General features: G+C 67.2%; 15 protein-coding genes. 2 read left to right on the forward strand and 13 right to left on the reverse strand.

What is annotated here, in order from left to right:
* Positions 1 to 195: 195 nt before the first annotated feature.
* Together A39O_RS31590 and A39O_RS31595 are read left to right on the forward strand one after the other, a co-directional pair.
* A complete protein-coding gene (locus A39O_RS31590) occupies positions 196 to 1,047 on the forward strand; it encodes an ATP-grasp domain-containing protein (RefSeq protein ID WP_245561722.1) in 852 nt (283 codons plus the stop codon).
* A complete protein-coding gene (locus A39O_RS31595) occupies positions 978 to 3,182 on the forward strand; it encodes a hypothetical protein (protein WP_020503061.1) in 2,205 nt (734 codons plus the stop codon). The genes A39O_RS31590 and A39O_RS31595 overlap by 70 nt, the downstream gene beginning before the upstream one ends.
* A gap of 583 nt (positions 3,183 to 3,765) precedes the next feature.
* Here the strand turns inward: A39O_RS31595 and A39O_RS40200 are convergent.
* The 13 genes from A39O_RS40200 to atpD all read right to left on the reverse strand — a co-directional run bounded on the left by A39O_RS40200 (position 3,766) and on the right by atpD (position 13,447).
* Complete coding sequence (locus tag A39O_RS40200) at positions 3,766 to 3,906, reverse strand: hypothetical protein (RefSeq protein WP_157639565.1); 141 nt, start codon at positions 3,904 to 3,906, stop codon at positions 3,766 to 3,768.
* Complete coding sequence (locus A39O_RS0102100) at positions 3,903 to 4,610, reverse strand: TIGR04283 family arsenosugar biosynthesis glycosyltransferase (RefSeq protein WP_085954676.1); 708 nt, start codon at positions 4,608 to 4,610, stop codon at positions 3,903 to 3,905. Before A39O_RS0102100 ends, A39O_RS40200 begins: the two co-directional genes overlap by 4 nt.
* A gap of 237 nt (positions 4,611 to 4,847) precedes the next feature.
* On the reverse strand, positions 4,848 to 5,246 hold the full coding sequence (locus A39O_RS0102105) for a hypothetical protein (RefSeq protein WP_020503063.1): 399 nt from the start codon (positions 5,244 to 5,246) through the stop codon (positions 4,848 to 4,850).
* A gap of 22 nt (positions 5,247 to 5,268) precedes the next feature.
* A complete protein-coding gene (locus A39O_RS0102110; RefSeq protein ID WP_020503064.1) occupies positions 5,269 to 6,156 on the reverse strand; it encodes a F0F1 ATP synthase subunit gamma in 888 nt (295 codons plus the stop codon).
* Positions 6,157 to 6,167: 11 nt separating this feature from the next.
* The gene (locus A39O_RS0102115; RefSeq protein WP_020503065.1) at positions 6,168 to 7,517 is read right to left on the reverse strand and encodes a DUF2254 domain-containing protein; all 1,350 of its coding nucleotides are present in this window, start codon (positions 7,515 to 7,517) and stop codon (positions 6,168 to 6,170) included.
* A gap of 17 nt (positions 7,518 to 7,534) precedes the next feature.
* Positions 7,535 to 9,148: an alternate F1F0 ATPase, F1 subunit alpha gene (locus A39O_RS0102120; RefSeq protein WP_020503066.1), complete on the reverse strand. Its 1,614-nt coding sequence runs from the start codon at positions 9,146 to 9,148 to the stop codon at positions 7,535 to 7,537.
* Entirely contained in the window at positions 9,145 to 9,960 is an 816-nt protein-coding gene (locus A39O_RS0102125; RefSeq protein ID WP_020503067.1) for a F0F1 ATP synthase subunit B family protein, read from the reverse strand. Before A39O_RS0102125 ends, A39O_RS0102120 begins: the two co-directional genes overlap by 4 nt.
* Positions 9,961 to 9,963: 3 nt before the next feature.
* Positions 9,964 to 10,245 carry a F0F1 ATP synthase subunit C gene (locus A39O_RS0102130; protein ID WP_020503068.1) on the reverse strand — a complete coding sequence of 94 codons (282 nt, stop codon included), beginning with the start codon at positions 10,243 to 10,245 and terminating at the stop codon, positions 9,964 to 9,966.
* A gap of 29 nt (positions 10,246 to 10,274) precedes the next feature.
* Positions 10,275 to 10,973, reverse strand: a complete 699-nt coding sequence (locus A39O_RS0102135; protein WP_020503069.1) for a F0F1 ATP synthase subunit A — start codon at positions 10,971 to 10,973, stop codon at positions 10,275 to 10,277.
* Positions 10,957 to 11,274: an ATP synthase subunit I gene (locus tag A39O_RS0102140; RefSeq protein WP_020503070.1), complete on the reverse strand. Its 318-nt coding sequence runs from the start codon at positions 11,272 to 11,274 to the stop codon at positions 10,957 to 10,959. Before A39O_RS0102140 ends, A39O_RS0102135 begins: the two co-directional genes overlap by 17 nt.
* Positions 11,267 to 11,623, reverse strand: a complete 357-nt coding sequence (locus A39O_RS0102145) for an AtpZ/AtpI family protein (protein ID WP_020503071.1) — start codon at positions 11,621 to 11,623, stop codon at positions 11,267 to 11,269. Before A39O_RS0102145 ends, A39O_RS0102140 begins: the two co-directional genes overlap by 8 nt.
* Complete coding sequence (locus tag A39O_RS0102150) at positions 11,616 to 12,005, reverse strand: F0F1 ATP synthase subunit epsilon (RefSeq protein ID WP_020503072.1); 390 nt, start codon at positions 12,003 to 12,005, stop codon at positions 11,616 to 11,618. Before A39O_RS0102150 ends, A39O_RS0102145 begins: the two co-directional genes overlap by 8 nt.
* Positions 12,002 to 13,447, reverse strand: coding sequence for a F0F1 ATP synthase subunit beta (gene atpD, locus A39O_RS0102155; RefSeq protein ID WP_020503073.1), 1,446 nt, complete (start codon positions 13,445 to 13,447; stop codon positions 12,002 to 12,004). The genes A39O_RS0102150 and atpD overlap by 4 nt, the downstream gene beginning before the upstream one ends.
* Positions 13,448 to 13,695: the final 248 nt, after the last annotated feature.

Here is a 13,695-nt window from a genome sequence, read left to right on the forward strand (position 1 = left end):
AGCCCGCTTGNGGGCGACGGGTGGGGCACAATGACGCGATTCCGGCAGGTCACGTCGCCCGCAAGCGGGCTCCTACGGAGCTTGATTCTTGATAGCGTCTTATTCGGAAATCGCCTAAAGTCCGACAGGTTGCTAGGTCCGGTTATCACGTCCGAATGCTAAAAAGTTTTCCGCGCAGGCGGGGAGGGGGGAACGATGCAGATCACCGGGATGCTGTGGGGGGCGAAGCTCCTTGAGTATGTGGACTATCCGACCGCGGAGGTGCTGGGTCCGGACGCGACCGGCGCGCAGGTCAAGGACCTGATCGATCGCTGGGGCAGCGTGCTGATCAAGCCCATCTTTAAGGGCGGCATCGGCAAGAAAGGCAAGTCCGGGTTGATTGGGCGGGCCACAGATCTGGCAACTGCCATGCGCGAGAAGGAGCGGCTGTTTTTCGTCGAGCACCGGGTCGGCAATCAAGTGGCCAAGGCCGAGGGCGTCACCTTCGAGGGTGCTGTGCCGGCCGAGCACGAGATCTATGTGTCGATCTCGGACGCAACCCGCTACCGTGCCCCGACGCTGACCATCACCCACCACGGCGGCGTCGACATCGAAGATCTGGCGTCCGACCAGATCGCAACCATCCCCTTTGACGCCCTCACCGGCTTCAAGGGGTTCATCGTCGCCAATGCACTGGACAGCATCGACGCGCCGCGCGAGATCATCAGCCCGCTGGTACAGAATCTGCCGAAGCTGTGGGACCTCTTCAGTAATTACGGCATGAGTATGCTGGAGCTGAATCCGATCCGCATGATGCCGAAGGGCCAAGGGCGGTTGGTCCCGGTCGCCTGCGATTTCAAATGCTCCTTCGACGGCGACGACCCGGCCTGGCATCGGCTGAGTCTGCCCGACAACCTGGAATCCGCGAGCTACTCGGCCTTCGAGATTGAAGTCAACGCGGCGGCGCGCTGGGCGGCACCCATCCGGCCGAGTCGCTGGTGCCGGGCACGGTCGCCATCTATTCGAACTCCGGCAACTTCACGACCACGATCGCCGTCTATCTGCTGACCGCCGGCTGGGGGACCACCGTCTCGTTGTCGTCCGGCAAGGACGTCTATATTCACTTCGCGGCCGCGGAGTTCACGAACGCCTTCCACCACGACCGCCGCAGCCATGCGGCCGTGATGTACATCGAGCCCGGCGGCTACTACGAGCGGGACCTGGTGTTCGAGAAGCCGGTCATCGCCTGCATCGTCGGGCGCTGGAAGGACCGGTTGACCAAGGCCTGCGGCCACGCCGGTGCCATCGCCGGCAGCGGCGACAATGCCGCCGCCAAGGAGCGTTGGTTCATGGAGAAGTGCGGCGTCGATGCCGTCTATACCGCCGAACACCCGGTCTTCTCGGCCAAAGGGGCGGTCGTCACCAACATCGCCGACATTCCGTCGGCCATGACCGCCGTGATGGCGCTCAATCGCCGGCAGCCGGACTTCGCGCCGATCGGCGACCTGTCGATGAAGTGCTGGTTCGCCGATGACACCGGGCTTGCGCTGCCTTCGGTGCTCGACGTCAAGCCGGTGCCGGCCGTCGATCCCTACAAGGGGCAGATCGAGGCGGTCAACCGCCAGCTCGGTGTGATCCCGCCGCGGGAGGTCATGAAGGACGCCTCCGGCGCATCCATGATGGACCCGGAAACGCAGATCACGCGCTTGCACGGCGTCAGCATCCTGGACCTGGCCACCCGTACCTACGAGGACAACCTGGTCCTGGCCCTGGTGCGCGAGTATCCCGACGACTCCGGCCAGGCGCTCGCCAATGTCGCGCTGAACGCCTATGTCAATCTGCACGGCACGCCGATGCTGGCGGCGGCGCACGCCGCCCGCGAGGCCGGCAGCAGCCCGAACACGGCGCTGTGCGGGGCAGTGGCGCTGATCGGGCCGAAGCTGGTGGAGGGTGCCGGAACGGCCGTGCAAACGCTGCTGGACGTCTTGCGGCAATCGGGCATCACGGACCTGGCCGATCCGCATGCCGCCGTCGATGCGCGCATCGCCGCGACGACCCCGGAGCAGGCCGGCACCCTGCTCGCCGCCGCGCCGGACCCCTTGGCCGAGGCCATGCTCGCGGGTGCGCGGGCCCGCGGCGTGGTCGAGACCGCGATCCTGCGCTACCTGACCGGCCTGGCCGCTGCACAGGGCGGCCACCCGAGCGCGGACGCCGTGCTCGCCGCCATCTGCTTGCACCTCGCCTGGCGGCCGCTGCTGCACAAGCGGATCTCGGTGACGACCCTGGCCAATCTGCCCTGGCACCTGCGCGTCGCGGCGACGCTCGTCGGCGCGTCGGTGAGCCCGGCCCGCCAGGGCGCGGATCAGTTCGGCGGCGTCCCGGTGCAATCCCTGATCGATGGCTGGAGCTTCACCGAGACCGCCTACCTCGCCTTGCTGGGGTGCCGACCCGATGCCGATGGGCGCTTCGCCTTCTCGGTGCTGCTTGGGCTGACCGCCTCCAACGGCCCCGGCACCATCTCGGCCCAGGGCGCGAAGGGTGCGGTCAGCGCGGACGGGCCGGAGATGCCCGAGCGGGTCCAGATCAACAAAGGCTATCTCGGCTTTCTGAGCCACACCGGCTTTGCCCACGGCGGCAACGGCTTCGAGGCCATGCAGTTCCTGATCGCGCGCTTTCGCGGGCGCACGCTGGCCGATCCCGGCGATCCGCATCATGGCCTGGACCTGGTCCGCATCGCGGCCGACTATGCCGTCGACTTCAAGCTCCAAAAGGCCAAGGCCAAGGCCGTCGGCAACCTGTCCTACGCCAAGATCCCGTGCGTCAACCACCCGATCTTCAAGGGCAAGGAGGTCAATCTGGACCCCCGGGAGGTCTATGTCCGGGAACTCTTCCAGTCCCGCGGCAGCTACAACATCTTCCACGAGTTCTACCACGAGCTGGTTCATGCCCTGGCCAGCTACGGCGTCAGCAGCAACGTCTATTGCGTCAACATCGACGCGGTCATCGCCGTGATCCTGCTGAAGATCTTGTGGCGGCCCTATGTCGCCGGCGAGGTCGACGCGAGCTTTTTGGAATACGGCGCCTTCACGACCTTCCTCTACGGCCGCGTCATCGGTACGGCCGCCGAGATCGAGGATCACACGACCCGCGGCCGCAATATGGATACGCGCACGGCGGCGAGCCAGTGCCGGTTCGTCGCCTGATCGGCCGGCGGGATGCCGCCCGGCAGGGCGGCGACGTCTTTTCCGCCGGTTCCGAGTGGTTAACGTGCAGCGAGGCGTCGAACTGGCCCCTGGCGATCAGGGTGCTGCCGAGGCGCCGGATCGGCATGTTGGTCAGGGTGTAAGGTGATTTCCTGGAAACCATGAAAGGCGCGCAGCGACCCTGTGGGAGCGGCGTCCCGCCGCGATGGGGCCCGGCGCGTCGCCCTACCGTTCGAGGTCACCGCGGCACTCATCGCGGCGGGACGCCGCTCCCACGGGGGACATTCATCTTCCGGGGTGGCTCATGTTCCTTCCATGGACGTTAGCCGGACGCGCCACCGCCGCCCGCAAAAGCCCGGGCCAGGTCTTGGTCGCTCCGCCGGGCAGACCCGGTCAGGGACCCCCATCAGTGGATCCGTCGGCCGACTGCACGCGACAGACGTCGCGCACCAGATCCATGAGCGCATCAAGATCGCGACAGGTCTGCAGGCGCTGGGCATCAATGCACAGGATCGGCGGGCCGTCCCCCAGACTCAGGACCGCCGGCAGGGTGACCTCAAAGTCCGGGAAGCGGGTTCGCAGCTCATCCCGATGCAGAAACGCGCAGTCGGTGTCGAGGGATTGCGGGCGCCATGGACATGCGGGCCTCGTAATAGGGCAGCGCGCCCTCGGCCACCAAGAGCCCCGCCAAGACGGCGAGGCCGACCCACAGGTCGAGACTCACGCCGCATCACCCCCTGAGATCGCGCCGCGTTGCCGTTCGTAGAGGGCCGCGAGGCGTTCAGGCGGGGCGCCCAGCAGGAAACGTGCGAGCAAGAGTCCGTTGGCCAGTTGCTGTCGCGCCGGCCCGTTCGCCAGGAAGCGGCTGGCCGAGGTGGTCACCGCGCTCGGCAGCTTGGCGATGCGGCTGCACCGGCGCACGCGGCGGGCCAGTTCCACATCCTCGAACAGCGGCCAGTCGGGGAAGCCGCCGACGGCAGCGAAGAGGTCGCGCCGGATGGTCATGGCCTGATCGCCGAAGGTCGTCAGCCGCGACTCGAAACGCGAGCCCCAGGCATAGGCGCCAAGCAGCCAGTGGCGCTGATCGAAGGCGATCCGGAAGCAGGCCATGCCGATGCCGGGGTCGCGAAAGGCGGTCTCAAGGACCGATCCGGCATCGCGGGGCAGGTCCGTGTCGTCGTGCAGGAACATCAAGAGTTCGCCCGAGGCGGCGCGGGCCCCGCCGTTGCACTGAGTTCCGCGACCGCGCGGTGCCCTGACCAGTCGCCAGCCCGCCGGCAACCGCGGCTGCGCCTCGAGCGGATCCAGGTCGTCCGGCTCGCAGAGAATGATCTCCGCGCCGGGGAGACACGCGGCCGTCCCGGCGCAGCGCTCGCGCAACGCCGTGCTCAGGCGTCGGGTCGGGATGACTACGGAGATTGGCCGCATCGGTAAGGTACTTCAAAGTTGGGGCGCCAAACTCCGAAGGTGGGTGCGTCGGGATTTGATAAAACCGTCCAGCGTCCCGGTCCCTCGGCACGGCGCTCCGCTTCCCGATTTGCTCGCGTCGTGACCGGGTTTGGCCGAGCGCCCCAGTGCGGAGGCCCGAGACGACACGGCACTCTTTGTGTGAAAACGACGCTTCAGGCGCTGACCAGGACTATCCCCCCCGACTGATGCAAACGTTCAAGTCTGCAAGGCGCGGTCACGCCGTTGGCCCAACCACCAGGTCAGACCGGCGATGGCGATGATCACCAGTGTGGCGCCCACCAGGAGCATGATCGACTGCTCGAGCCACCCGATGGCAGGCACGGCAAGGAACAGCACGGCGCCCAACCCGCAGATCCGCCAGACCCGCGCCTGCAATCCGGCCATGAAGGTGCCGAGTGCCAACAGGGTCAGCATGACGAGCCCGGAGGCATTGGTGTTGAGCACACCCTGCACCCCCGCATTGTATAGAATATAGGTGGCGACGATCAGCGCAAACCAGTTCAGCGCCTGCACCGTAACCAATTCCCACCGGGCCTCCGGCGTCGTGAAATGGCGCCACCCCTCGATGATGCAGATGACGGCGTAGACCGGCATCACGAATATCCAATAGTGTGACCTACAGCGTTGCCTCAAAGCCGGAGATGACGTCGAACAGTTCTTCGTCGATCGCGCCCTGGCGTAAGCGGTGGAACTTGCCGTTGAGGGCCTCCAGCAGTTCGTCGATGTTCTTGTCGGCACGCTGCATCGCGGCGAGGCGGCTGGCGTTCTCGCTCGCCAGCGATTCGGCGCAGGCGCGAAAGAGCGAGACGAAGAGATACTCGCGGATGAGCGCGCTCAGGGTCGCGGCTCCGGTACCCATGACCTCGGGGAGGTTCCCGGTCGGCCAGGGGAGCGCGGCGAGCCGGCGTTGCCAGGCGTCGTCCAGCGGCAGCAGCCGCTGGCTGACGGGCGCATAGACGGCACCGGACGCCGGACGGTTGTAGTACAGATGGATCTGCGCGACGCGATTCCCGCGAGCCTCGCTTGCGACCAGGATCTGCCCGATGAGCGGGGTGATGGCCGCGACCGAGCCCGGCACGGCGAACCGGCCCACCACCGGCAAACCGGCATCCGTCAACCGCGCATGGACGCGCTCACCGACGGCCCAGACCAGCGGCCGGTCGGTCAGGGCGGCCAGGGCCTGCACCGCGTAGTCGGTCACTACATCGTTGAATTGGCCCACCAGTCCCTGGTCGGAGCCAAACACGATGCCACCGATCCGGCTCGTGTTCTTACCCCGATCCGGTTCGATCGGCGCCCCGGACATCGCCACGTCCGCCCCGCTGCCGCGGAAACAGACGCCGAGGCCAAGTTCCACCGTACGTGCATAATCGCCCAAAGCGCGCACCGCCTGCTCGTACTGGCCGATACTGGACGCGGCCAAGGTCTTCATGGTGCGGACAACGGATTGGAGATCGTCGGCGTTCCTGATCTGGCGGCGCAGGCTGGCGGTGCTGTCGCTCATCGGGCCTCTGGTCAGTCTTGGTGTGCGCGGACGAATAGCACCGGTTCGGTTGCGAGCACGTCGCGCACCCGCGTCAGCCGGTTGCCGAGCCGCGCCCGGTCGTGTGGGGAGTCGATGGTGCGCTCGGCCGCCTCGGCGATTTCTTCGACAGTCTGTCCAAGCGCCCGGCGCCGATCGGGGCTCAGGGTCCGACTGGCGATGGCTTCAAGTGCGCCGAGCATCCGTAACAGGACGGCGACGTTGCCGCCGGCATTCTGGCGGATTTGGTCGAAGGACTCGCTCACCAGGCCCGCAAAGCTCGGGCCGCGGGCCATCACCCGCAATTCATCCTGGTCCAGCCAATGGGCGGCGGCAATCCGCCGGGGGGCCAGCCGGACCAGGATGGCGGCCAGATAATCGACGCACATCACGGCGGTCGTGGTGTCGTTGACGCCGGGCGAGAGTGCCTTCATGGCGATGTCGACGATCTGCCGGATGCCGTAGGCGACATCCTGCTCCACGGTGCGCTGGCGGCTGACGACGAAGGGGGCGTTCAGTTCGGCCGTGATCCTGTCGTCCAGGCCGCCATGGTCGATCGCCGAGACCAGCGGCGTACCCACGACCACAAAATCCCCGATGCCGCGGTCCATCCGCACGATGGTCCCGTGCGCTCGGGCGACCGCCAGCAGCGCGTCCGCATCGACCGTCTGGATATAGCCGGTCCGTTCGGCCGGGACGGCCACCCAGGCCCGCATGGCAAGCGCCTGCGCCAGGTTGGCGTCCGTGTCTTCGTCCGCGTGGTCGCCAAGGGTCTCGGGGAAGAGTTGATCCACCGCCGCGAGGGTCTCCTGGGCAGCCGCGGCGATAATGCGCGACGCCTGGATCGAGGTTGAGACGTAATGAATGAAGTAGATCAGCACGGCGATTCCGACGAAGGCCAGGATCAGGCCGCCCAGCACCGCCAGCGTCGGGACGAACCCCCCTTCGTCACCCCCGCGAATCGTCCGCAGCACCACCAGGCAATAGGCAAAGATGCCGACGAAGACGCCGAGCACCGCCTGGTTGACGCGGTCGCGCATAAAGTTGCGAATGACCCGCGACGTATACTGGCTGGAGGCCAGCGCCAGGGCCACGAGCGTGATGGAGAACACCACCCCGGCGACCGTGATCATCGAGCCGGCGACCGCGGTGAGCAGGCCGCGGGCGCCGTCCGCGCCGGCGCCGAAGAGCAGCGGCCAGCGCTCGACCACATGCAGCTCGACGGTCACGTCCAAGGTGATCAGCAGGGTCGCGAGCGCTACGGCGTCCAGCACGATCACGGCCGGGACGAACCAGAAGCTGGAGCGTTTGGCTTGCCACCAGTAGTGCAGTTTCGCGAACATGGGCTTTGACCTTGTCGTTATGGCGGGCTTGCTTCGGTCGGTTGCCCGGGGGCCGCCGTGTCCGGCGCACGGGCGGCCCCGCCCGGAGGATGCGGCACCGCCGGCGACTGGAATCCGCTGAGCGCCCGGCCGGCCAGGTCGATGAGCGCCTGCCGATCCCCGCCGCTCAAGGTCTCGGCGCCAGTCAGGCGCTCGCGCAGTTCGTCCGGGAGCTGCGCCGCGGCCGCCTGCACCGCTTGCTCGGCCGCCGTCATCCGCTCGAGGTCCACCGTGTCGAAGAGCCCCGCGGTCAGGGCCAGCAGGATGGCGAGCTGCGCCGGCACCGCCACCGGGGCGAGCTCCGACTGCTTGAGGCAGGCGCGGATGCGCTGCCCATGCGCGATGATCGCGCGGGTCGGTTCATCCACCCGGGCGCCGAACCGGGCAAAGGTCTCCAATTCCTCGAACTGCGCAAAGCTCAGCTTGAGGTCGCCCGCGACCGCGCGGTAAGCCGCCCGCTGCGCCTTGCCGCCGACACGCGAGACTGACTTGCCGACATCGACCGCCGGCAGCACGCCCAATGCGAACAGCGAGGGCGACAGATAGACCTGCCCGTCGGTGATCGAGATCAGATTGGTCGGAATATAGGCCGAGATGTTCTCGGCCTCGGTCTCGATGATCGGCAGGGCGGTGAGCGAACCCCCGCCGCGCTCCGGACTCAGGTGGGTGGCACGCTCCAACAGGCGCGAGTGGATGTAGAAGATATCACCGGGGAAAGCCTCGCGGCCGGGCGGGCGGCGCAGCAACAAGGACAGCTCGCGATAGGCGCGGGCATGGTGGGTGAGGTCGTCGTAGACGATCAGCACGTCGCGCCCGCGCTCCATGAAATGCTCGGCGATGCTGGTCGCGGCGTAGGGGGCGATGTAGGCGAGCCCCGGCGCGTCGTTGCCCTCGGTCACCACCACCACGGTATAGTCCAGTGCGCCCTGCTCCCGTAAGGTGGCCACCGCCTTGGCGATGGCGGACGCCCGCTGACCGATGGCGCAATAGACACACAGGACATCCTGGCCGCGCTGGTTGAGGATGCTGTCGATCGCAATGGCGGTCTTGCCGGTTTGGCGGTCGCCGAGGATCAGCTCGCGCTGGCCGCGGCCGATCGGAATAAGCGCATCGATGACCTTGATCCCGGTCTGGAGCGGGACGGTGACGGGCGCGCGGTCCATGATGGCCGCCGCCGGGCGTTCGATCGGCAGGCGCGCGTCGGTGCGCACCGGCCCCTGACCATCGAGCGGCCGGCCGAGCGGGTCGATGACGCGCCCCAACAGGCCATCGCCGACGGCCACGTCCATGACCCGGCCGGTGCGTTCGACCAGATCCCCGGCGTGCAACTGCCAGTACTCCCCGAGCAGCACGACACCGATCGCGTCCGCGTCCAGGTTGAAGGCGATGCCGAAGACCTCGCCGGGAAACGCCAGCAACTCCTCGAAGCCGACGCCAGGCAGGCCGGAGACCGTGGCGATACCGGTGGAGACGGTCGCAATGGTGCCAACCTCGTGTGGGGTCAGGTGCGGACTGAACTGTTCGCGGGCCTGGCCGATGGCGGCGAAGGCGCGATCGAAGACCGGCTCCAGGCGGTCGGGCGCGGCCGTCATGGGTGCGGTGCTGCGGTGTCTGAAGGGTCAGGCCCGGCCGCGGTGTGCGGCGGCCCCTTCTCCTTCAATAGCTCGCCGACGCCGCGTTCCAGCGACCGCAGGTAATCCGCGATGTCCCAGGCGATCTGTTGCCCATTCGCGGTGAGCACGATCCCGCTGACCAGGTCCGGCGCGGTCTCGAACCGGATCGGGACGGCCGGTGCGAAAGCGGTATGGATGACATCTTGAATCGCCGTGCGTTGCGCCGCGGGTAGATCGAAGGCGCTACGTACGCAGGCCGGGTCGGTCGCCGTCTGCAGCGCCAGCGCGAAGACGGCGTGCGCCGCGTCGTCCATCGTCCGCAGGCGCTCGATCAAGACCGCGACCAACCGCTCTTCCAGACTCGCCCCAGCGAGATCGGTCAGCGTCTTGCGCGCAATCGCGAAGACCTCCTGCACGGTCCGGCGCCGCAGTGCCTGATCGAGTTGATCGGCTTCCTGTCGCAACGCGTCCCGGCGTTGGGCCCGCAAGGCATCGGCGGCTTGCCGGGCCTCTTCCAAGAGCCGCTGACGCTCGGCCTTCGCCTCGTCCATCGCGTGGGTAAAGAGGGCCGCACGCTGCTGATCGAAGGCTTCGTTCTTGTGCTGGAAGGTCTCGCGCTCGTGCTGCGCCGCCGCCCGTTGCGCATCGGCGTCCGCCAGTTCGGCGGCGATCCGCCGCTCCCGTTCATCGATGGCGTGGAGGATCGGCTGGTAGAGGAAACGCTTCAGCAACCACACCAGGACGAGAAAATTGACCACCTGCGCACCGACGGTGAACCAATCGATGAGCATGACCTACCGACCCGCGGCCTGGGCGACGGCGAGGTTCCAGAACGGGTTGGCGAAGAGGAGGATCATCGAGACCACAAAGCAGTAGATGGCGGTGGACTCGATCATCGCGAGCCCCACGAACAGGGTCCGGGTGATGGTGGCGGAGGCATCGGGCTGTTGCGCCAGCGCGGTCAGCGCGGTGGCGACCGCGCGGCCCTCCGCCAGGGCGGGCCCCATGGTGCCGAAGCCGGTGGTGAGACCGGCGATGACGATCGACGCGACGGCAATGATGGTGAAGCTATCCATGGTGGTCCTCGGGTTGATTCGGAGTGGGCTCAAGTGCCGGGCGCCGGTTCCGACGGCGCCGGCTTGCGTGTACGGGTCGCCGCGGCGATGTAAACAGCGGCCAGGATGCTGAAGATATACGCCTGCACCATGCCGGTGAGAAGCCCCAGCGCCGTCATGAGAATCGGGAAGAGGAAGGGCGTGATGGTGAGCAGGATGGCAATGATCATCGCGCCGCTCATCATATTGCCGAACAGACGCACCGCCAGGGCCAGGGTCCGTGAGACCTCGCTGATGAGGTTGAACGGCAGCATCATGAAGGTCGGCTCCATGTAGGATTTCAGATAGCCGCCCAGTCCCTGGTCGGCGATGCCGAAGGCGGGCACGGCCACCAGGACACAGAGCGCCAATGCCGTCGTGGTCGAGAGCGAACCCGTCGGCGGTTCATAGCCGGGGATGACCGTGGCCAGGGCCGCCGCGGCGACGAACAGGAAGAGGGTGCCGAGAAAGCCGAGATACTGTCTCGGTTGGGGCAGCCCGACCTCCGCGATCTGCCGTTCGATGCCGGTGACGAGGATCTCAAGCAGGTTCTGCCGGCGCGAGCGGGTCAGTTCGGTGGACAGCTTGCGCGTGATGAGCTTGGAGCCGACGGCGAGCACGAACATCAAGCCCCAGGTGAAGGCAATGGTGGCATTGAGCTTGATGAACCCGTACTGCCAGAGGAGCGTCTCATCAGGGCTCAGGTGCATGGGTCGTCTCCTGCATGGCGGATGGTTCCTCGACCGGCGGGCCGGCGCGTCGCGTCACGAGCCAGCGCGCCGCGACAAAGCCGATGAGACACGCGAGCAGCCGTTCCCAATGACCGTCGCCGACCAGATAAAACCCGGTCAGCACGACACCGGTGCGCAGCACCAGGCTGCTCAGGAGCCACCGCACGGGCCGCGGGGACTGCAGGCCCTTGCGCAGCGTCCACCACAGACCGCCGAAAAAGACCGCCCCCAGCAGCAGCCCCGCGGCCGCCGCCAGCCCGAGCGCCAGCGGCTCATGCATCGCGCTCCTCCTGTTCTTCCTGTTCTTCCTGTTCTTCCCGCATGGCCCGCTCCTCTTTGGCCACCCAGTGCCAGGCGTTGAAGCAGCCGAGCGTCAGTCCGGCCACCAGGAGCGCCAGCGCCCAGGAGTGGGTGCCCGGAAACTGTTTGTCGATCCAGAGCCCAAGCGCCGCGCCGAGCAGTGTCGGCACGACCACCGACCAACCGATCAACCCCATCATGCCGAGGCCGAACCAAACCCCCGGCGTCGGGTTGCGCTGCGCCTTGAGCTTACGCGCGGCCTTGGCGCCGACCGCGTCGGCGAGGTCCGGGCCGGTATGCGAGGTTCCACTGACGGGTTCGTCATTCATGTTGAAGGCTCATGAACCGGCGCAGAACGCCGGTTTCCAGTTTTGCCATGACCGAGCGCAGACCCTGCTCCTGCGCGTCCAGGGTCAGAAACTCCTGCTCGACCGCCGCGCGCAATTGGCCAAGGTCAGTGCCGCCGATCGCCCGGCGCACCGAGACCAGTACGGTCGGACCGGTCTTCACCAGCACCCCCTCGTCCACGGCAAGATAGACCTCGCCATCGGCGTCGGTGGCATAGGTCAGGATGCCCGGCGCCAGCGCCGCGACGCAATCGAGCCGGTGCGGCAAGAGCCCGAAGGCACCCTCGCGCGTCTCCGCGACGATGCGCGATACGCCGGTCCGATCGGCGAAGACCTGGAACGGCAGCAGCACTTTGAGATTCATGGCGCCGTCTCCCGCGTCTTCGCCTTCGCCTTCGCCTCAGCCACGGACCCGACCATGTACAGCGCACCCTCCGGCAGGTCCTTGAACTCATCGTTCAGGATGCGTTCGCAGCCGTCCAGCGCGTCTTCCAGACTCACGAGCTTGCCGGGGAGGCCGGTGAATTGCTCGGTGGTAAAAAAGGGCTGAGTCAGGAAGCGCTCCAGGCGGCGCGCACGGGCGACCAGGTTGCGGTCCGCGGGCGAGAGTTGCTCCAGGCCGAGCATCGCAATGATGTCTTTGAGCTCCGCGTATTGCGCCAAGGTGCGGCGGATGTCGCGCGCCAAGGCATAATGCCGTTCGCCCACGATACCGGGCGTGGCCATCTTGGAACTGGATTGCAGCGGGTCGATGGCGGGGAACAACCCCTCGCTCGCCCGCTTGCGTGACAGCACGATGGAGGCGGAGAGATGGGAGAAGGTATGCACCGCGGCCGGGTCGGTAAAGTCGTCCGCCGGCACATAGACCGCCTGGATCGAGGTGATGGCGCCGGTATCGGTGTTGGCGATGCGCTCTTCCAATCCCGCCAGCTCTGTGCCCATGGTGGGCTGATAGCCGAGGCGCGAGGGCATCTGGCCCATCAGCCCGGAGACCTCCATGCCGGCCTGAATGAAGCGGAAGATATTGTCGATGAGCAGCAGCACGTCGCGATGCTCGTCGTCGCGGAAATACTCGGCCATGGTGAGCGCCGCATGCCCGATGCGGAAGCGGCTGCCCGGCGGCTCGTTCATCTGGCCGAAGACCATGACCATGTGCTGCAGCACGCCGGCGTCCTGCATCTCGCGGTACAGTTCCTCGCCCTCGCGACAGCGCTCGCCGATGCCGCAGAAGAGGCTGACGCCGTCCTGATGCCCGATCATATTGTGGATCATCTCGGTCAGGAGCACCGTCTTGCCCACTCCCGCCCCGCCGAACAGCCCCGCCTTGCCGCCGCGCTCCAGCGGCATCAGCACGTCGATGACCTTGATGCCCGTGGCAAAGACCTCGGACCTGGTGGAGCGGCGTGCCAGTGGCGGCGGGGCGCGATGCACGGAACGCCACTGAACCTCGGTCGGCGCCGGCTCGCGGTCGATGGCGTTGCCGAAGACGTCGAACATCCGACCGAGGATGCCTTTGCCCACCGGCGCCTTCAGTGGCCCGCCGGTGTCCTCGACGACCATGCCGCGGGCCAGACCCTGGGTCGGCGTCAAGGCGATCCCGCGCACCTGATGGGCATCGCGCTGGGCCAGCACCTCGATGACGATCTGCCGCTGCGGCCCCGCGCGCAGGACGGTATGGATCGCCGGCAGCCGGGTCGCGAAGTGCACATCCACGACGCTGCCGCGTACCGCAACCACCAGGCCGGTATTGGCCGACGCGGCGGCGTCGGCGGGCGGCGGGCTGCGATCCGGGTCAGGCGCGCTCATGGGCGTCGGGCGGGGCGGTCAGCGAGGTCGGCATGGTCGATGAGCGGCACCTTGCCGTCGTTTTCTTCGATGCGTTGAATGGACATGGTGGACTCCTTAAAGACGTGGAGATCGGGTGGAATCGACCCGCCTGGGACCCGCGACGCGGTGGGGACCAGCCCCTGCGGCACCACTGTCAGCCTCCATCATCAGCATACTGGGCGGGACGACGCGCAGCCGTCTGTTCGCTGCCCAACACAGGGCACGCG

The sequence above is a fragment of the Lamprocystis purpurea DSM 4197 genome (genome assembly GCF_000379525.1).
Taxonomy (GTDB): domain Bacteria; phylum Pseudomonadota; class Gammaproteobacteria; order Chromatiales; family Chromatiaceae; genus Thiodictyon; species Thiodictyon purpureum.